The following is a 19,303-nucleotide window of genomic DNA, read 5'->3' as shown; positions in this document are numbered from 1 at the left end:
AGGATACCAATCATGTACGCTCAGATGATCCAGTCAGAAGCCAGCCAGGATGATCCGCAAAAACTTGCGGAGTTTCAGGCCCGCATTGATGCCGACATCAAGATCGAGCCGCGTGATTGGATGCCCGAAGGGTACAGAAAAACCCTGATCCGACAGATTGGGCAACACGCCCATTCCGAGATCGTGGGCCAGCTGCCCGAGGGCAACTGGATCACCCGCGCGCCCACGCTGGAGCGCAAGATGATCCTTCTCGCCAAAGTTCAGGATGAGGCCGGCCACGGCCTCTACCTCTACTGCGCCGCCGAAACCCTGGGTGTGAGCCGCGACGACCTGACCGAACAACTCCTGTCCGGCAAGATGAAGTACTCCTCCATCTTCAACTACCCCACCCTCACATGGGCCGACATCGGCGCGGTGGGCTGGCTGGTGGATGGGGCGGCGATCATGAACCAGGTGCCGCTGCAACGCACCTCCTACGGCCCCTATTCCCGCGCCATGATCCGCATCTGCAAAGAGGAAAGCTTCCATCAGCGTCAGGGCTTTGACATCATGATGAAGATGGCACAGGGCAGCGCGGCACAGCGCCGCATGGCGCAGGATGCGCTCAACCGGTTCTGGTATCCCTCACTGATGATGTTTGGCCCCTCCGATGCGGACTCGGTGCATTCCACCCAGAACATGGCGTGGAAAATCAAGATGAACACCAACGACGAGTTGCGTCAGAAATTCGTCGATCAAACCGTGCCACAGGCCGAATTCCTCGGTCTCACCGTGCCCGATGACACCCTCGCATGGAACGAAGAAAAAGGCGGCTACGACTTCGCGGAGCCTGACTGGTCGGAGTTCTTTGACGTTCTAAAAGGCAATGGCCCCTGCAACACCGAACGGCTGGAGGCACGCAACAAGGCGTGGGACGACGGCGCATGGGTGCGTGAGGGCTTGCTGGCCCACGCAGAAAAGAAACGTGCCCGCAAAACAGCTGCGGAATAGGAGGCAGACATGTCCAAAGAATGGCCCCTCTGGGAAATCTTCATCCGTGGTCAGCATGGCCTCAGCCACCGCCACGTCGGCTCGCTGCACGCACCAGATGCGGAAATGGCGATCAAAAACGCGCGCGACGTTTACACCCGCCGCAACGAAGGTGTGTCCATCTGGGTGGTGGAGGCCAACCACATCGCTGCTTCGGCCCCGTCGGAGAAAGGCCCGCTATATGAGCCATCCGAAAGCAAGATCTACCGCCACCCCACCTTCTACGACGTTCCTGATGACGTGGGGCATATGTGATGACGCAGGACAACACCCACCTTGCCCAATTCTTGCTGCGCATGGGCGACAATGCCCTGATCCTCGGCCATCGCACCTCTGAATGGTGCGGGCATGCGCCTGTGCTGGAAGAAGACATCGCGCTGGCCAACACAGCGCTCGACCTGATCGGCCAGACCCAACTCTGGCTCACCTATGCCGCAGAGGTCATGGGCGACGGCAAAACCGCTGATGACCTCGCCTTCCTGCGCGACGTCTGGGATTTTCGCAACCTGCTGCTGGTCGAGCTGCCTAATGGCGATTTTGGCCAGACTCTGATGCGCCAATTCCTCTTTGACGCCTACCAGTCGATCCACCTGCCCCGCCTTGCCAAATCCTCAGATGGGCGCGTGGCTGAGATTGCCGAGAAAGCCAGCAAAGAAGCCGCCTATCACGTGGAGCGCTCTGCTGACACGGTGGTTGGTCTTGGCGATGGCACCGAGGAAAGCCACACCCGCATGCAAGCCGCGCTCGATCGGCTCTGGCCTTACGTTGGCGAGATGTTTGGCACAGATCCGGTGGATGCCGCCATGGCCGAGGCAGGCATCGCACCCGATCCTGCGAGCCTGCGCACCGAATATGACGCTCTGGTGGGCAGAGTTCTCGCTGAGGCCACGCTGACCATCCCGGAAAGTACATTTGCGCATAAAGGTGGCCGCACAGGTCAAACGCACACCGAACATCTCGGCCATTTGCTGACCCAAATGCAATGGCTGCAGCGCGCCTATCCGGGGGCGACATGGTGATGCCGTTTTACTGCCACCCAATTCAGGGCTTCGCCCTGAACAGCGCCCGAACCGACCCCACGGGGCGGGCGCTGGACAAAACATGATAGGCCATACCATGCCTTTGCCGTCGACAGATACTGTCTGGTCTTGGCTCCACGCCATCCCTGACCCGGAAATACCCGTGATCTCCCTCACCGATCTCGGCGTGATCCGCGATGTGGCTTACGAAGATGAAACGCTCATCGTCACCGTTACACCAACCTATTCCGGCTGCCCCGCCACCTCGATCATCAACCTCGATATCGAAACCGCTCTGCGCGACCGCGGCGTTAGCAACCTCAAACTGCGCAGCCAGCTCAGCCCTGCATGGACCACCGACTGGATGACAGATCAGGGCCGCGCCAATCTCAAAGCCTATGGCATCGCGCCTCCCAGCCCTTCTGGCAGCCCCCAATCTTGCCCGAATTGCAACTCGGAAGACCTTGAAAAGATAAGCCAATTTGGCTCCACACCTTGCAAGTCTCTCTGGCGTTGCAAGAGCTGTCTGGAACCCTTTGACCACTTCAAATGCATCTGAGGAGACCCCCATGGCGCGTTTTCATGACCTCACTGTCACAGACATCCAAAACACCATCCGGGACGCGGTGGTGGTCACCCTCGCCCCAGCTGCTGATGACGCAGCGGCCTTTGATTTCATCCAAGGCCAGTATCTGACATTCAAGCGCGATTTTGACGGCGAAGAGCTGCGCCGCTCCTATTCGATCTGCGCGGGCAAAGACGACGGCGTGCTGCAGGTGGGCATCAAACGGGTGGATGGTGGCGCCTTTTCCACCTGGGCCAACACCGATCTGAAGATCGGCGACACGCTCTCTGCCATGCCACCCATGGGCACCTTTTTCACAGACCTCGACGCAGACACGGACAAATCCTACCTCGGTTTTGCAGGCGGCTCCGGCATCACGCCGGTGCTTTCGCTGATCAAAACCACCCTCAGCCACGAACCGCGCGCCAACTTCACCCTGATCTACGCCAACAAAGGCGTCACCACGATCATGTTCCGTGAGGAACTCGAAGACCTCAAAAACCTCTACATGGGCCGTTTCAACGTGATCCACGTGCTGGAAAGCGACAGTCAGGAAATCGACCTCTTCACCGGGCTTGTGACAGAGGAGAAATGCGCGCAGCTGTTCCGCTCCGGCTGGATCGACATCAACAGCGTTGACACCGCCTTCATTTGTGGGCCGGAACCGATGATGCTTGGCATCGCAAAAGCGCTGCAGGATCACGGCCTGCTCAAATCTCAAATCAAATTCGAACTCTTCGCCAGCAGCCAACCCGGCCGCGCGCGCAAAAAAGCCGCCAGCGCTTCGGCTACGGCACAGACCGTCACCGCGACAATCACGCTAGATGGCGCAACGCAGACCATCACCATGGACCCGGACACAGCCATCCTTGACGCCGCGCGCGCCCAGTCTCTGGACGTACCCTACGCCTGCAAGGCAGGCGTCTGCGCCACCTGCCGCTGCCGCGTGCTTGAAGGTGAGGTCAACATGCACACCAACCACGCGCTTGAAGACTATGAGGTGGAGAAAGGTTACGTGCTGTCGTGCCAATCCTACCCGCTCAGTGACCGCGTGGTGGTGTCATATGACGAATAAGGACGTGTTGGGATCAGGTGGGCCCATCTGTGGACGGCGCTGATGAGCCAGAGCTGTCCTCTTCCGTGTCAAACGCACCACCAATACCCACACCGTAATCCAACGCGCCAATGCCCACGTCATAGCCAAGGCTGAAATCGACGTAAAAATCTTCATCCAGATAGGCGGCACCAACCGTGGGCCGTAACGACCCTGAGCCGAATTTATAATCGGCACCAAGGGCCAAAACCGCACTCTCTGGTTCATCATCGCTGAAAATACGGATGCCTGCGGCCACATCACCGCCAAAAACAAAGGTCACACCAAACCCAAAAGACGGCTCAGCCTGCGCAGCCATCGGAGCTGCCAGGGCCGCGGACAACGCCAAAGGAGTCACAAAACGTTTCATAAAAATCCCTCACACCAGAATACCATTCATCCAATAATAGCACCGGCACCGCACCGCGCAATTATTAGATGCCGCATAGATTCAACGGTGCATGAGATCATTGTGTCTGGCCCGCGATCCCGCCAAGCACAAGATCGGTGACCACATCGGCATAGCGCAGCCGCGCCTGCGCATCCGCCTCGCTTTGCCACATGTAATACCAGTTCAACATGCCAAAGACTGACATGGTGACCTCATGCAATCGCATTGCATCCGCGTCAAACACCTCTGGTGCATTTGCGGCGACAACCGTTTTCATCACCGCAACCATCTCGCGTTGATATCCGCGCAAAACCGCCTGTTCGCTCTGTGGCAAGGCTGAGATGGCGCTGCTCTGCACACGGTGTTCGTCATCTGCGCCCTGATAGGCCAGCAAAATTTCCCGCAACAACGCGCGCAGCTGCGCCTCTGGGGACAGGCCGTCAAGTGCCAGACCACAAATCCGATCCCGCAGCGCCCGCAAGTAACTGTCGAGCACATCAAACAGCAACGCATCTTTGCCACTGTAATAGTGATAGATGTTCGCCTTTGAGATCCCGCACGCCTTTGCCAAAACCGTCATAGAGGCGCGGTCAAACCCCTCAGCGGCGAAAACCTGCGCCGCCACCTTCAGGATATGCGCACGTTTCTGATCGTGATCTTTGGCAATGGTACGCGCCATATGCTTACCCTTCGCTCCGGCGATCAATCACCCGGCGCGCCTTCCCCTGCGAACGTTCCACCGCCCCTGGAGCCCCCACCACAATATGCGCTGACACACCGACCATTGACTTGATATGGCGCGCCAAATTTCTCGCCATCTCATCTGTACCAGAGCCTGCGCCACTCAACGCTTCCACATGCACCCGCATCGCGTCCATCGGTCCGTCTTTGTAAAGTTCGATCTGGTAATAGGGCGCAAGCCCGTTGGTGGCCAGTACCTGTTCTTCGATCTGAGACGGAAACACATTCACCCCGCACAAAATCATCATGTCATCGCTGCGCCCGGTGATTTTCTGCATCCGACGCATGCTGCGCGCCGTGCCCGGCAGCAACCGGGTCAGATCCCGCGTGCGGTAGCGGATCATCGGCAGCCCTTCTTTGGTGAGCGTCGTAAACACCAGCTCTCCCAGCTCGCCATCCTGCACTACCTCACCGGTTTCTGGGTTGATGACCTCAGGATAAAAATGATCTTCCCAGATCACAGGCCCGTCTTTGGTCTCCACACATTCATTGGCAACGCCAGGCCCCATAATTTCCGAAAGCCCATAAATATCAACGGCATGCATCGCAAACGCGTCTTCTACCTCCTTGCGCATGGCATCCGTCCAGGGCTCTGCCCCAAAAACGCCGACACTCAGTGAACACGCGCGCGGATCCAGTCCCTCCGCATGAAACGCTTCCAGAATGTTGAGCATGTAACTTGGCGTCACCATGATCCCATCGGGGCGAAAATCGTTGATCAAACCAACCTGCTTTTCAGTTTGCCCTCCGCTCATGGGCACCACCGTCGCCCCCAAACGTTCAATGCCGTAGTGCGCACCAAGCCCCCCGGTGAACAGCCCATATCCATAGGCATTGTGGATCAGATCCCCCGCGCGCAATCCTGAGGCCCGCAAACTCCGCGCCATCAAATCTGCCCAGGTATCAATGTCGTTTTGCGTATAGCCCACAACCGTTGGCTTGCCCGTGGTGCCGGAAGAGGCATGTAGACGCGCGATCTGCTCTCTTGGCACCGCAAACATGCCATACGGATAGTGATCGCGCAGATCATCTTTGTAGGTGAACGGAAATTTCGCCAAATCTTCCAGTGATTTCAAATCGTCGGGATGCACCCCAGCCGCCTCAAACCGCGCCCGATACATCGGCACGTTGTCATAGGCATGCCGCAGTGACCATTGCAGGCGCTCAAACTGCAAAGCGCGAATTTCATCAATAGAGGCAATCTCTATCGGCTCCAGCTCTTCGCGGCGCGGTGACAGATCGTTCATGAAAACCCTCCCCAGTTCTCTTTTATTCTTCAAAAACTGTGCCTTTGAGTGCACGCGATGCGCCCCGAAAGGCGGCGATCATCTGCCCGTTCTGATTGGTCACCGTGACATCATAAAGCCCGCTCCGCCCCCGCAAACTGACCTCACTCGCTTCAGCGCGTAAGGTGTCTCCCATATGGCCCGGCGCGAGGTAACTGATGCTGTTGTGCTGAGCGACCGTCATTTGATTGCGGCTGTTGCAGGCAAAGGCAAACGCGCTGTCTGCGAGCATGAATGTGATACCGCCATGGCAAATCCCATGCCCGTTGCAATGCTCAGGCTGCACCGTCAATGTCAGCACCGCGCGCCCCGCATCGACCTCGGCAATCTCCATGCCGATAGTCTGGCTCGCGCGATCTTCAGCCCACAAGGCAGCCGTCGCCTTTTCTGCGCGCGCCTTCGGTGTCAATGCTCCCATCCCGCCCTCCCTTGCGTGATGTTCCCTTCACTCAGCTTGCATAAACCGAACGGTTGGTCAATAAATAACCAGAGGAGACATTCAGGGAGGGGCAGCCATGTCCATACTTCAGGTGGCGAGTTTCGCCGCAGGCCAATGGATTGCGCCAAATGCATCTGCGCGCCGCATTGATTGCGCCATCACTGGGGCACTGTTTGCGCAGGCTGGCAACGATACGCTGAATGTGCAGGCCATGCTGGATTATGCGCGCACCAAAGGCGCCCCGGCTCTGCGTCAGATGACCTTTCATGACCGCGCGCGCCTACTAAAGGCTCTGGCCCTACACCTGCGCGCGCACCGTCAAGCTCTCTATGATCTGTCCTTTCACACCGGCGCCACACAAACCGATCATCTGATCGACATCGACGGCGGCATCGGCACCATGCTGGTCTATGCCTCAAAGGGCCGGCGCGAAATGCCCGACAGCACAGTCTATCCCGATGGCGATCCAGAGCAGCTCTCTCGCAATGATAGCTTTCTGGGGCAGCATATATGCACCCCGCTTCAAGGCGTGGCAGTTCACATCAACGCATTCAACTTTCCGGTCTGGGGCATGCTGGAAAAGCTCGCCCCCACCCTGCTTGCGGGTGTCCCCGCGATTGTGAAACCCGCCACATCCAGCTGCTATGTGACCGAACACTGCGTGCGTCTAATGCTGGACAGTGGCCTCTTGCCCGACGGCGCGCTACAACTGGTGTCTGGCGGGCTTGGCGACATGCTCGACCACCTCACCTGTCAGGATGCCGTCAGCTTCACAGGCTCTGCCAACACGGCACTGAAACTGCGCTCCACCCCGGCAATTTTGCAAAACGCCGTGCGTTTCACCGCAGAAGCCGACAGTCTGAACGCCTCCATCCTTGGCCCAGACGCCGCTCCCGGCACGCCGGAATTTGACCTCTTCATCACCGAGGTCACGCAGGAAATCAGCACCAAAGCAGGCCAGAAATGCACGGCAATCCGTCGTATCCTTGCCCCTGAAAGCCATCTCGAGGCCGTGGGAGAGGCCCTGCGCCAGCGGCTTTCCAACATTAAGATCGGCGACCCTCGCGCGAAAGAGACGCAAATGGGCGCATTGGTCTCTGGCGCACAAAAAGCCGATGTGCTCGCCAAAGCCGCTCTGCTTGCCACCGAATGTGACACGCTGTTGGACACATTTGATGCCTTCAATGACGCAAAAGGTGCCTTTGTTGCGCCCATGCTGTTTCACTGCACATCGCCCGACACCGCCATTCACGCCCATGAGACAGAGGCTTTCGGCCCGGTTTCCACTCTCATGGGCTACCGCGACATTGATCACGCCATCGCGCTCGCAAACAAAGGTCAGGGCTCATTGGTCACATCGCTCATCACCCATGACACAGAGGTCGCCCGCCACATCGCGCTGGGCTGCGCCGCCTTCAATGGCAGGATCTACATCAACAACCGCGACAGCATGGCCGAGGCCACAGGTCACGGCGCGCCCCTGCCCCATATGACCCACGGCGGGCCCGGCCGGGCTGGCGGCGGCGAAGAGCTCGGCGGCATCCGCGCCGTCAAACACTATATGCAACGCACCGCCATTCAGGGCAGCCCGGACATGCTGTCCAGCATCACGGGCAAATGGCTGCCCGGCACGATGCAAGAACCAGCGCCCGCACACCCGTTCACCCGCCGCTTTGGGGAGTTGCAGATTGGGGAAACCCTGCACACCCCATCTCGCGAAGTGACGCTTGAGGATGTTGAGCACTTCGCGCATTTCACCGGCGACACCTTCTATGCCCACATGGATGAAGCCGCCGCCGCGCGAAACCCGTTCTTCCCCGGTCGCGTCGCCCACGGCTATCTCCTGCTGTCCTTCGCTGCCGGTCTGTTTGTTGAGCCAAACGAAGGCCCGGTTCTCGCCAACACCGGTCTCGACAACCTGCGCTTCATGAAGCCGGTTGTGCCCGGCGACAGCATCAAGGTCGCCCTCACGGTCAAACAGAAAACCAAACGCAATGAAGATTATGGCGAAGTCCGCTGGCATGTGCACCTCACCAATCAGGATGATGACGCGGTGGCCGAATATGTGCTTCTGACAATGGTTGCGTTTTAGCGCGTGGGAAAGAAACCTTGAACTCCGTATTGCAGGAGGCGAAGCCGACCAGCCCCCGACCCTCCCCACGGGAGGGGGCTTCACCCCCACCCAGGGTCGCGGGCTGGTCTATGTTCCCATATTGCGGTCCCGGATTTATCAACGATGTTCAAACACCGCGATGCAAAGCCGCTTGTTCCAGGCCCCTTGGCGCGCTACCCATTGCCCAGCACACCAACCCGGATCCGCCCATGCCCCTCGCGCTCACCCAGCTTGCCGATCTCGCCACCCTGCCCTTTGACGAGATCATCGACGTGCGCTCCCCGGCGGAATTTGCCGAAGATCACATGCCGGGCGCGATCAACCTGCCAGCTCTTTCTAACGAGGAGCGCGCCCGCGTCGGCACCATTTATGTGCAGGAAGACCCGTTCAAAGCCCGCAAAATTGGGGCCGCGCTGGTGTCACGCAACATGGCCGCCCATCTTGAAGGCCCACTGGCGGATCGCGAAGGCTGCTACAAACCCTTGGTCTACTGCTGGCGTGGCGGGCAACGCTCAGGCTCTGTTGCCATCATCCTCAAGCAAATCGGCTGGCGCGCCGACACGGTAGAAGGCGGCTATCAAGCCTACCGACGGCTTGTCTCCAAAGCGCTTTATGACGGCACCATGCCCTGCCCTGTGGTGGTGATTGACGGCGGCACGGGCACCGCCAAAACCCGCCTCTTGCACCACCTCGCAGATCAGGGCGCGCAAACGCTGGATCTGGAAGCCATGGCAGCCCATCGCGGCTCTCTTTTTGGCCCCGTGTCAGACAGCCAGCCCAGCCAGAAAGCCTTTGAAAGCCAACTTGCCATGGGCATCGCGGCGCTCGCGCCAGATCGTCCGGTCTATGTGGAGGCTGAAAGCTCCAAAATTGGCCGCCTCATCATTCCGCCAGCCCTGTGGCAGGCAATGATTGCCGCGCCAAACCTGCGCCTTACTGCGCCGCTTGAGGCCCGTGTCAGCCATCTGATGAGCGCCTATCCAGATCTGCTTGCAGACAGCGCCAAACTTGCCGATGTGCTGGCTCAGCTGACCCGCTATCACGGCCATGACACCGTCGCGCAGTGGCAGGCCCTCGCGCAGACACGTGACTTTGCCCCACTGATCCGCGCGCTTGTGCAGACGCACTATGATCCGCGCTATGCCCGCATCAGCCGCGCCCATGCGCCCGCCGCCGAAGAGCACGCGCTCCCTGATCTTTCTGAGAACACTCTCGCCGCCACCGCCGCAAAACTGATCGCTGCAGAATAATCAGATCAGACTGATCGACGGCGCGCCTTTTTGCACTGTGCCGATCACCGCCGCGGCATGGCCAAGCGCCCGCAATTGCACAACCAACCCCGCAGCCTCCTCAGGCTGCACCGCCGCCAAAAGTCCGCCGGCCGTTTGCGGATCATGCAACAATGCGGCGCGCGCACTCTCTGGGCCAAACACCGGCGCATGGGCTGCATTGTCCGCGTAAATCGTGCTGCGGTGCCCCGCTTCGGCCAAGGCCTCCGCCCCTGCATAGAACGGCACCGCCGCCAGATCCAAAGCAGCCGCCACATCTGATGCTCGGCAAATCGCCATCAAATGTCCCGCAAGGCCAAAGCCCGTCACATCGGTCATCGCATGCGCACCTCGCAGGATCGCTGCCGCGTCCCCCTGCGGCTGCGCCATCTGTGAAAGCAGCGCCGCCACATCGGCCCCACGGGCCTTGCCCTGCATCATCGCCGCCAAAATCGTGCCAGAGCCAATCGGCCGCGTCAGGATCAACCGATCGCCCTCTTGTGCTCCTGCCACCGTGATCGGCGCACCCTCCGCCAAGCCCGTCACCGTCAGCCCAAGGCTCAGCTCCGCACCCATGGTGGAATGCCCACCAACAATCTCAGCGCCCGCGCCTTGCACCACATCGCTTGTGGCCTGCAAAATCTCAGTCATCGCACGCGCTTGCAAGGCCGGGGTCATGCGCGGCAAAGTCACCGACAAAAGCGCAGATTGCGCCGCAGCCCCCATGGCCCAGACATCGCCCAACGCATGCACAGCTGCAATCCGCGCCATAACTGCCGGATCGGTCACAAAGCCACGCAGATGATCAACCGAAATCACCTGACGGACACCACCGATTTCAAGCACCGCCGCATCATCCCCGGGCCCGCTCAACACATCAGTCCGCCGTCGATCTGGCAACGCGTCCAACGCCGTCGCCAACTGTCCGGGCGCCACTTTGGCCCCGCACCCACCGCAGAGCATCTGATCATCGTCCTGTGTCGGGCCACCATCCGCTACCCATTCCGCGGCCTCAGGTTTGGCCATTTGCGGCAAGTCCTCGAACTGACGCATGAATTTCTGATCGATGCCATCCTTCATCCGCCAGAGCATCACCGCAGGACCGCGCAGCACACGCCCCCATTTCGCGGCCATGGCTTCTTTTCCGCCCAAAGAGATCAGCTTCAGATAATCTCCCTGCGGCCGAAAGCTCTCATAGGCACTGCCGGTCAGCGCCGCGCGAATGTTGGCCAGCAAGACCGGTGCCGCACGCACCGCAAACACCCCGGCTTTCGGGCGCGGCGACGCCAAAAGATGCGCACAATCGCCCACCGCAAAGAGCCCTTCATGACCTTCCACAACCAGCCGATCATCCACATGCACAAAGCCATCATCGTCACAGGGCAATCCCGATGCAGCCAGCCAACTGTGCGCAAACCCGCCCGCCGTGGCCACGGTGAACTCAGAGGCCACCTCTACCGCGCCTTTCAAAGCAACGGCATGCGCGCGCACCTGACTTACTTTCGCATTCAACCGAACGCGCACCCCAAGCTCAGCCATCTCGGCCCGCAAGGCCCTATCCGCACCGGGCACCCCATTGCCAAGCGCCGCGCTGGTTTCGATCAACGTAACACCGTCGCGCTTTCCCATGCTGCGCAACTTATGCGCCATGGCCATCGCCAGCTCAGATCCAGCGACGCCGCCACCGATGACGGCCACCTGACCTTCCGCTTGCCCCATTTCCACTTGTTTCAGGAACCCGGCCCAACGATCCGCATATACCCCCAGCGGCTTTGCCCCAACTCCGTACTTGGCAAACCCTGCAATATGCGACGTGACGGCATGCAATCCCACATCCAAAGAGGCAACATCGTAGGCAATCTCGCGCGCCCCAAGGATCGCATCTTCAACGGTCACAACACGCGCAACCGGATCAATCGCCGTCGCCGCCCCATTGATCAGGCGCACGCCAGCCCATTGCGCCAGCCTGACAAGATCAATGTCCAAAGCCTCCCGGCTATAGTGTCCCGCAATATGACCTGGCAACATCCCAGAGTAAGGTGCAGTCGGCCCCGGATTTATCAATGTCACCCGCACACCGGCCACCGGCGCCATACCCCACATCCGGAGCATCAACGCATGGGCATGACCGCCCCCCACCAACACCAGATCGCGGGTCAGCATCCTGTCAGCAGTCATGACCATTCTGTTTCTGCGCCTCATCGTGAGTCTTTGCACTTGGATACCCCAAGCGCGCGTCTTGAAACAGCCTTCTACCAAAACGTGATTTACAAACCGCTGTTGCGCAGCGTTGCGCGGTCACGCCACCGCAAAACGCACCGTCGCAATACCTCCGCAATACAGACGCGATACCGACGTGCGAAATGAGCGGATTTCAACCGAACGGTAAAGAATTAAGAAGTCCTAAGAAATGCTTGCTAGACATCATCTCTGCACATTGTAAGTGTGCGCATTCAACCAGCAAAGAGGACAGCCATGAGCGCGCGCAAGATCATCATCGACACGGATCCAGGTCAGGACGATGCAGTCGCTATTCTCTTGGCGCTGGCCAGTCCAGAAGAGATCGACGTGCTTGGCATCACTGCCGTGGCAGGCAATGTTCCGCTCTCTTTGACTGCGAAAAATGCACTTATTGTCTGTGAGTTAGCCGGTAAACCAAACGTTAAGGTCTTTGCTGGATGCGACCGTCCAATGGGCCGTATGCTGGTGACAGCGGAGCATGTGCATGGGGAAACCGGCCTGAACGGTCCTGTGTTGCCTGAGCCTCAGATGGCTCTGCAAGAGCAGCATGGCGTTGACTTCATCATCGACACCCTGCGCGCGCATGAGGCTGGCACAGTCACCCTCTGCCCACTTGGCCCCCTCACAAACATCGCAACCGCGTTTGAGAAAGCCCCTGATATCATTGAAAAGGTTCAGGAAATCGTCCTGATGGGCGGCGCCTATTTTGAGGTGGGCAACATTACACCAGCCGCTGAATTCAATATTTACGTGGATCCACAAGCTGCTGACATCGTCTTCAAATCCGGTGTTCCGCTTGTGGTCATGCCGCTCGATGTGACTCACAAAGCGCTGGTGACAAAGCCCCGCAATGAGGCCTTCCGCGCTCTCGGCACCAAGGCAGGTGTTGCAGTCGCCGAAATGACTGATTTCTTTGAACGTTTTGACCGTGAGAAGTACGGATCAGACGGTGCACCGCTGCATGATCCCTGCGTCACAGCCTATCTGATCAACCCCGAACTGTTCTCTGGTCGCCACATCAACGTGGAAATCGAAACCCAATCTGAGCTCACAATGGGTATGACAGTTGCCGATTGGTGGGGCGTCACAGACCGCGCGCCCAATGCGCTGTTCATCGGCGATCTCGATGCTGATGGGTTCTTTTCCCTTCTTTCAGAAAGACTTGCGCGACTATGAGCGGTGCAGTTCACCTCGCCACAGAGGCAGATTTTCATCGCTTGGACGCGCTTGTATCGGCCTTTCATGCCGAGATGCACATTGCCAGCTCGCCAGAGAAACGCGCTGATGCGCTTATCCCGCTGCTCAATGGTTCGCCATATGGCAGCGCCTATCTCATCGGGCCGCGCCGCGCTCCGGTGGGCTATCTGGCCGTGACATTCAGCTGGTCGGTGGAATTTGCAGGCATGGATGCCGCCATCGATGAAATATATGTCCGGCCCAGCGTTCGCAGGCGTGGCATGGCGTCGAGCGCGTTGCACAACATTTGTCAAGCCCTTGAAAACAGTGGAATTACCGCCTTTCACCTCACTGTAGAACGCGACAGTCCAGCGTCTCAGAAGTTTTACGCGAAAGCCGGTTTCAAGCGGCGCGATCAGTTTGCACTGATGTGTCGCCTCAAACGCTGAGACATCGCCTCTGGATTTCTGGGGCGGGCAGATTATCTTGCCTATATGAGCCTGCATATTCCCTTTGAAAACAGTTACGTCGACTTACCCGATCGCCTGTTTGCCCGCCAGAAACCCACCCCAGTTCGCGCGCCAAAGCTGATCGCATACAATGCGGCTTTGGGGACGCAGCTGGGGATCACCAATGCCTCAGACGACGCAGAGCTTGCACAGGTGTTTTCCGGCAGCTCTCTTGCGGACGGCTCTGATCCCATCGCGCAACTCTATGCCGGCCATCAATTTGGCAACTGGAACCCACAACTTGGCGACGGAAGAGCCGTTTTATTAGGGGAATCAGAGGGTTATGACATTCAACTTAAAGGGTCTGGCGTAACCCCATTCTCACGGCGCGGTGACGGGCGCTCCTGGCTTGGCCCAGTTTTGCGCGAATACATCGTCTCAGAAGCGATGCATGCGATGGGCGTGCCCACCACCCGCGCACTCGCCGCCGTAGAGACGGGCGAAACCGTGTTTCGCGAACGCCCGCAACCCGGCGGAATCCTCACCCGCGTCGCCAGCAGTCACATGCGCGTCGGCACCTTTCAAATCCTCGCCGCCCGGCAGGACACAGAAGGGCTTCAAGCCCTTGTGGAATATGCCTGTGCACGCCATTACCCACATGCATCCTCTTCAGCAGAGCTGCTTGAGGCCGTGATTGCGCGCCAAGCAAAGCTCGTGGCCCATTGGATGGCTGTCGGCTTCATTCACGGAGTGATGAATACCGACAACTGCACAATTTCTGGCGAAACCATCGACTATGGCCCCTGCGCGTTTATGGATACCTTCCATCCCGGCATGGTGTTTTCCTCAATCGACCACTACGGGCGCTACGCCTATGGAAACCAACCCGAAATCTCAGCTTGGAACATGGCTCAGTTGGCGACATCCTTGCTGCCATTGGAAGACAATTCAGACGCGGCGGTGCAAGAGTTCACCAAACTGGTACACGCCATGCCAGAGTTGATCCGCACAGAATGGCGCACTCGCTTTGCCGCCAAACTTGGCATTTCTGCAATGGTCGCTGAAGACGAAACGCTGATTGCAGATCTCTTGGAGATCATGACGGCGACCAAGGCAGATTTCACGAACACCTTCAATGCGTTAACAGACGGCGCCATCAGCGAAACCGCGCTGTCTCATCACGAAGATTACCAAGACTGGCACCACAGATGGCAAACCCGCTTGGAAACGGAAACGGCGGATCCTCAAGAAATCATGGCCAAAGCCAACCCCGTGCGTATTCCACGAAACCATCAAGTCGAGGCAATGATCCAAGCCGCACTGACAGGCGACCATGCCCCGTTTCACACACTCCTCGCCGCCCTAGAACATCCCTATGCAAAAGACGAAAGCTTTGCGACATTCATGGCGCCCCCCAAGCCCGACGAAGTTGTCAAACAAACCTTCTGCGGCACATGACGCAACAAACAGCCGAGGGGCCAAACATGACCAACTATTTTGTCTATGATGTCTTTACCGAGGCTGCGTTTGGCGGCAACCCACTTGCCGTCATCCCGGATGCTACCGCGGTGCCGGAGGAACAGCTGCAAAAAATCGCACGCGAGTTCAACTTCTCTGAAACCACCTTTGTCTTTCCTCCAGTGGCCCCGAAACATACAGCAAAAGTGCGCATATTCACGCCGACAATGGAGATCCCTTTCGCGGGGCACCCCGTGATTGGCACTGCGCTTGCCCTCTTTGACGAAGGCGCGGGTAACGCTCTCACATTCGAACTGGGCGTTGGGCCAATATCGTGCAAGATAGATGGCCGGCAGGCCGAATTTGTCACAACCACCGCATTGGACCTACAGGCGGAGCCAGACCCTGCTTTGGTCGCCGCCGCACTTGGCACACGCACCGACAACATCGTCTTTGCGACGCACCCGCCTGTCATGGCATCCCTTGGATTGCCCTTTACGATCACTCAGGTCAAATCCCGTGACGTGCTCGCCAAACTGTCCACAGATGTCGCTGCCTTCCGAAAAGGCCATGCCAAATATCCCTCTGGTCTGGATTTTGCGCAGTTCGCCTATGTGCGTGACGGCAACCAAGTGGATGCCCGTATGTTTGCCCCGCTGGACAACATCCCCGAAGATCCCGCAACGGGCAGCGCCTGCGCCACACTCGGCGCATTGCTGCACAGGATTGAAAACGCACCTGTCACTCTTACCATCACACAGGGAGAGGATATGGGGCGCCCCAGCAAGATCCATGTAAGGGCGGATGAAACCGGCGTTACAGTCGCGGGAAGTGCTGTACGTGTCATGTCAGGCCAACTGACCCTATAAACCGCAGTTTTCCCCAGATATCTTGGCAAATTGCTGTAGAAATTGAATATGTCTTTGGATAGACAGGAAAGCCAGAAAAACAACGCATCTAAAACGAGCGATCATGGGCGATACCATCATAGAACGCTGCGAAGCCAAAGGCTTGCGCATGACAGGACAACGCAGAACCATTGCTGCTGTTTTGCAGGACTGCGACGATCATCCTGATGTCGAAGAACTCTATGCGCGCGCCTCCGCAAGAGACTCAGGAATCTCGCTTGCAACAGTCTATCGCACGGTGAAGCTCTTCGAAGAGGCTGGAATCCTCGACAAACATGAATTTGGAGACGGACGCGCGCGTTATGAGGATGCAGAGCGGGCGCACCACGACCATCTGATCGACATAAATTCTGGTGAAGTCATTGAGTTTGTTGATCCAGAAATCGAAGCTTTGCAGGAAAAAATCGCACAAAAGCTGGGCTACACACTGAAAGGGCACCGTCTGGAACTCTACGGAGTGCCAATAAAAAAGTAACAAAGGGTGTGCCGGGCACAGCCAACATCGTTGGATGATCATCAAACAGGCCCGCTGCACCACAGTGGGTCTTTTTGTTGCAAAGCGATTTGTGTCCAAGCCGGGTGGCGCATCTGTGGTCACGTCACGCACTTCAGGGCATCCAAATACGACTATTTTCGTCGTTTTTCGACATGCCGCAACCAGTGACTTGTTCGTTTCATAGGACACAAACAGGATGGAGTACGGCATGCAGATGACAACACGTGTGGCGGTTATCGGCGGTGGCGTTGTTGGCTGTTCCGTTCTCTATCATCTGACCAAACTGGGCTGGTCAGATGTGATGTTGGTTGAGCGCAACGAACTCACCTCAGGCTCTACGTGGCATGCCGCCGGGGGATTTCACACACTCAACGGCGACACAAACATGGCTGCGCTGCAGGGCTATACAATCAAACTCTACCGAGAGCTCGAAGAGCTGACCGGCATGTCGTGCGGCCTGCACCATGTAGGCGGGGTGACACTTGCCGACAATCGCGATCGTTTTGATATGTTGGTGGCTGAGCGCGCCAAACACCGCTTTATGGGATTAGAAACCGAAATCCTCACTCCGGACGAGGTGCAAAAATTCGCACCAGCCACCAATATTGAGGGCATCATCGGGGCGCTCTATGACCCGCTTGATGGCCATCTTGACCCTTCAGGCACAACCCACGCCTATGCCAAGGCAGCCCGCCTTGGCGGAGCGACCATAAAAACCCACACAAAAGTACTTGCCACCAAACAACGTCCAGATGGCAGCTGGGATGTGATAACCGACAAAGGCACCATTCATGCCGAGCATGTGGTCAACGCGGCGGGCCTGTGGGCGCGCGAAGTCGGGGCCATGGCAGGCGTCTATTTCCCGCTGCACCCGATGGAACACCAGTACATTGTCACCGAAGATGTACCACTGATCGTCGACATGATGACCGACGGCAAAGAACACCCCCATGTGATGGACCCGGCAGGGGAAAGTTATCTACGCCAAGAAGGGCGCGGCCTCTGCATCGGTTTTTACGAGCAGCCTTGCCGCCCCTGGGCAGTTGACGGCACCCCATGGGACTTTGGCCATGAGCTGCTGCCAGATGATTTCGACAAGATCGAAGACAGCATCAATCTCGCCTACGAGCGCTTTCCAGCATTGCAGTCTGCGGGTGTGAAATCCGTCATACACGGCCCCTTCACGTTCGCACCCGACGGCAACCCGCTGGTCGGCCCCGTGCCCGGCATGCGCAATTACTGGTCCGCTTGTGCAGTGATGGCGGGTTTCAGCCAAGGCGGTGGCGTTGGCCTGATGCTGGCGCAATGGATGGTCGAAGGCGAGTGTGAGCGCGACACCTTCGCAATGGATTGCGCCCGCTTTGGCGACTGGATCACACCGGGCTACACCCGCCCCAAAGTGATTGAAAACTACCAGAAACGATTTTCCGTTTCCTACCCGAATGAAGAGCTTCCAGCCGCCCGCCCCTTCCGCCAGACACCTATGTTTGACGTGTTTGACCAAATGGGCGCTGTTTGGGGGCACCAATTTGGGCTGGAAGTTGTCAACTACTTCGCAGCCGACGATGAACCCCGCTATGAAACCCCGTCTTTCCGGCGTTCAAACGCCTTCGCCGCGACCGCCCGAGAGGTCAAGGCCGTGCGCGAGGCTGTAGGCATCAACGAAGTCCACAATTTTGGAAAGTACATGGTCACCGGTCCAAATGCGCGCCAGTGGCTCAACAGAATAATGGCAGGCCGCCTCCCGCAGCCTGGTCGCCTCAGCCTCACACCGATGCTGTCCCACAAAGGCCGCCTGATCGGCGACTTCACCGTGTCCTGTCTGTCAGAGGACGCGTTCCAGCTTACTGCGTCTTACGGCGCCCAAGCATATCACATGCGCTGGTTTGAACAGAATGAAGCAAACGGGGTGCTCGTCAAAAACGTGTCAGACCGGCTCACAGGTTTCCAGATCGCTGGCCCCAAAGCCCGCGAAGTCCTGACAGCTTGTACCCGAAGCGATGTGTCTGACATGAAATTTATGGATGTCCGCCCTGTCACCATTGGTATGGTTGACTGTATCGTCCAGCGGGTCAGCTATACCGGTGATCTGGGGTTTGAAATCTACTGCGATCCAATGGGGCAACGCGCACTCTGGAAAATCCTTTGGGGCGCTGGCGCCCCGCATGGCATGCGCCCCTTTGGCATGCGCGCCATGATGTCACTGCGGCTCGACAAATTTTTTGGCTCCTGGCTTTCAGAATACGGGCCGGATTATACCGCCGCAGAAACCGGCCTTGATCGCTTCATCGCGTTTCAGAAAGAGGGAGATTTCATCGGACGCAAGGCCGCTGAATACGAAAAAGCAAACGGCACAGCCCGCAAGCTCTGCGTCTTTGAGGTGAAAACGCAAGACGCGGATGTGCACGCCTATGAGCCGATCTGGCTAAATGGTGACGTGGTGGGCTTTTGCACCTCCGGCGGCTTCTCGCATCACGCACAGAAATCCATCGCCATCGGTTTTGTACCCAGCCAACAGATCACGGCTGACCTGGAAGTCGAAATCGAAATCCTTGGCACGAGGTGTCCGGCCAAGATCCTCACCGCCCCATTATTTGATGCAGACGGCACGCGCATGCGCGGGTAGAGTTC

At 58.1% G+C, this 19,303-nt stretch carries 18 protein-coding genes; 13 read left to right on the top strand and 5 right to left on the bottom strand.

The genetic code is table 11. The annotated features are described in order from the left end of the window. The first annotated feature begins 12 nt into the window (after positions 1-12). From paaA to PJL69_RS03155, 5 genes are all read left to right on the top strand, one after another. Complete coding sequence (paaA, locus tag PJL69_RS03175) at positions 13-990, top strand: 1,2-phenylacetyl-CoA epoxidase subunit PaaA (protein WP_271308359.1); 978 nt, start codon at positions 13-15, stop codon at positions 988-990. A 9-nt stretch (positions 991-999) separates the two neighbouring features. Next, a complete protein-coding gene (gene paaB / locus PJL69_RS03170; RefSeq protein ID WP_271308358.1) occupies positions 1,000-1,284 on the top strand; it encodes a 1,2-phenylacetyl-CoA epoxidase subunit PaaB in 285 nt (94 codons plus the stop codon). Then, entirely contained in the window at positions 1,284-2,048 is a 765-nt protein-coding gene (gene paaC / locus PJL69_RS03165; protein ID WP_271308357.1) for a 1,2-phenylacetyl-CoA epoxidase subunit PaaC, read from the top strand. The genes paaB and paaC overlap by 1 nt, the downstream gene beginning before the upstream one ends. 82 nt (positions 2,049-2,130) lie before the next feature. Continuing rightward, a complete protein-coding gene (gene paaD, locus PJL69_RS03160) occupies positions 2,131-2,607 on the top strand; it encodes a 1,2-phenylacetyl-CoA epoxidase subunit PaaD (protein ID WP_271308356.1) in 477 nt (158 codons plus the stop codon). 10 nt (positions 2,608-2,617) lie between these two features. Further along, complete coding sequence (locus PJL69_RS03155; RefSeq protein ID WP_271308355.1) at positions 2,618-3,688, top strand: 2Fe-2S iron-sulfur cluster-binding protein; 1,071 nt, start codon at positions 2,618-2,620, stop codon at positions 3,686-3,688. Between the two features lie 13 nt (positions 3,689-3,701). Here PJL69_RS03155 and PJL69_RS03150 read toward each other — a convergent pair whose 3' ends face one another. The 4 genes from PJL69_RS03150 to paaI form a co-directional block, all read right to left on the bottom strand. Next, positions 3,702-4,076: a hypothetical protein gene (locus PJL69_RS03150; protein WP_271308354.1), complete on the bottom strand. Its 375-nt coding sequence runs from the start codon at positions 4,074-4,076 to the stop codon at positions 3,702-3,704. A gap of 97 nt (positions 4,077-4,173) precedes the next feature. Continuing rightward, a complete protein-coding gene (locus tag PJL69_RS03145) occupies positions 4,174-4,776 on the bottom strand; it encodes a TetR/AcrR family transcriptional regulator (protein ID WP_271308353.1) in 603 nt (200 codons plus the stop codon). Between the two features lie 4 nt (positions 4,777-4,780). Next, positions 4,781-6,085 carry a phenylacetate--CoA ligase PaaK gene (gene paaK, locus PJL69_RS03140; protein ID WP_271308352.1) on the bottom strand — a complete coding sequence of 435 codons (1,305 nt, stop codon included), beginning with the start codon at positions 6,083-6,085 and terminating at the stop codon, positions 4,781-4,783. A 22-nt stretch (positions 6,086-6,107) separates the two neighbouring features. Next, positions 6,108-6,533 carry a hydroxyphenylacetyl-CoA thioesterase PaaI gene (paaI, locus tag PJL69_RS03135; RefSeq protein WP_271308969.1) on the bottom strand — a complete coding sequence of 142 codons (426 nt, stop codon included), beginning with the start codon at positions 6,531-6,533 and terminating at the stop codon, positions 6,108-6,110. 106 nt (positions 6,534-6,639) lie between these two features. Between paaI and paaZ the strand changes: the two genes are divergently transcribed. Continuing rightward, complete coding sequence (paaZ, locus tag PJL69_RS03130) at positions 6,640-8,655, top strand: phenylacetic acid degradation bifunctional protein PaaZ (protein ID WP_271308351.1); 2,016 nt, start codon at positions 6,640-6,642, stop codon at positions 8,653-8,655. Between the two features lie 230 nt (positions 8,656-8,885). Further along, on the top strand, positions 8,886-9,926 hold the full coding sequence (mnmH, locus tag PJL69_RS03125) for a tRNA 2-selenouridine(34) synthase MnmH (protein WP_271308350.1): 1,041 nt from the start codon (positions 8,886-8,888) through the stop codon (positions 9,924-9,926). Here the strand turns inward: mnmH and selD are convergent, their stop codons facing one another. Then, positions 9,927-12,122, bottom strand: a complete 2,196-nt coding sequence (gene selD / locus PJL69_RS03120; RefSeq protein WP_271308349.1) for a selenide, water dikinase SelD — start codon at positions 12,120-12,122, stop codon at positions 9,927-9,929. It abuts the gene before it with no gap. A 297-nt stretch (positions 12,123-12,419) separates the two neighbouring features. Between selD and PJL69_RS03115 the strand changes: the two genes are divergently transcribed. From PJL69_RS03115 to PJL69_RS03090, 6 genes are all read left to right on the top strand, one after another. Beyond that, complete coding sequence (locus PJL69_RS03115) at positions 12,420-13,361, top strand: nucleoside hydrolase (RefSeq protein ID WP_271308348.1); 942 nt, start codon at positions 12,420-12,422, stop codon at positions 13,359-13,361. Then, a complete protein-coding gene (locus tag PJL69_RS03110) occupies positions 13,358-13,810 on the top strand; it encodes a GNAT family N-acetyltransferase (RefSeq protein WP_271308347.1) in 453 nt (150 codons plus the stop codon). Before PJL69_RS03115 ends, PJL69_RS03110 begins: the two co-directional genes overlap by 4 nt. Positions 13,811-13,855: 45 nt before the next feature. Further along, a complete protein-coding gene (locus PJL69_RS03105) occupies positions 13,856-15,268 on the top strand; it encodes a protein adenylyltransferase SelO (protein WP_271308346.1) in 1,413 nt (470 codons plus the stop codon). Between the two features lie 26 nt (positions 15,269-15,294). Next, entirely contained in the window at positions 15,295-16,137 is an 843-nt protein-coding gene (locus PJL69_RS03100; protein ID WP_271308345.1) for a PhzF family phenazine biosynthesis protein, read from the top strand. 103 nt (positions 16,138-16,240) lie between these two features. Next, positions 16,241-16,651, top strand: coding sequence for a Fur family transcriptional regulator (locus PJL69_RS03095; protein WP_209095612.1), 411 nt, complete (start codon positions 16,241-16,243; stop codon positions 16,649-16,651). Positions 16,652-16,880: 229 nt separating this feature from the next. Then, a complete protein-coding gene (locus tag PJL69_RS03090) occupies positions 16,881-19,298 on the top strand; it encodes a GcvT family protein (RefSeq protein WP_271308344.1) in 2,418 nt (805 codons plus the stop codon). Positions 19,299-19,303 lie beyond the last annotated feature (5 nt).

It is taken from the genome of Shimia sp. MMG029 (assembly GCF_027947445.1).
In the GTDB taxonomy this organism is placed as follows: domain Bacteria; phylum Pseudomonadota; class Alphaproteobacteria; order Rhodobacterales; family Rhodobacteraceae; genus Shimia.
This window is presented reverse-complemented; position numbering and strand designations above follow the sequence as displayed.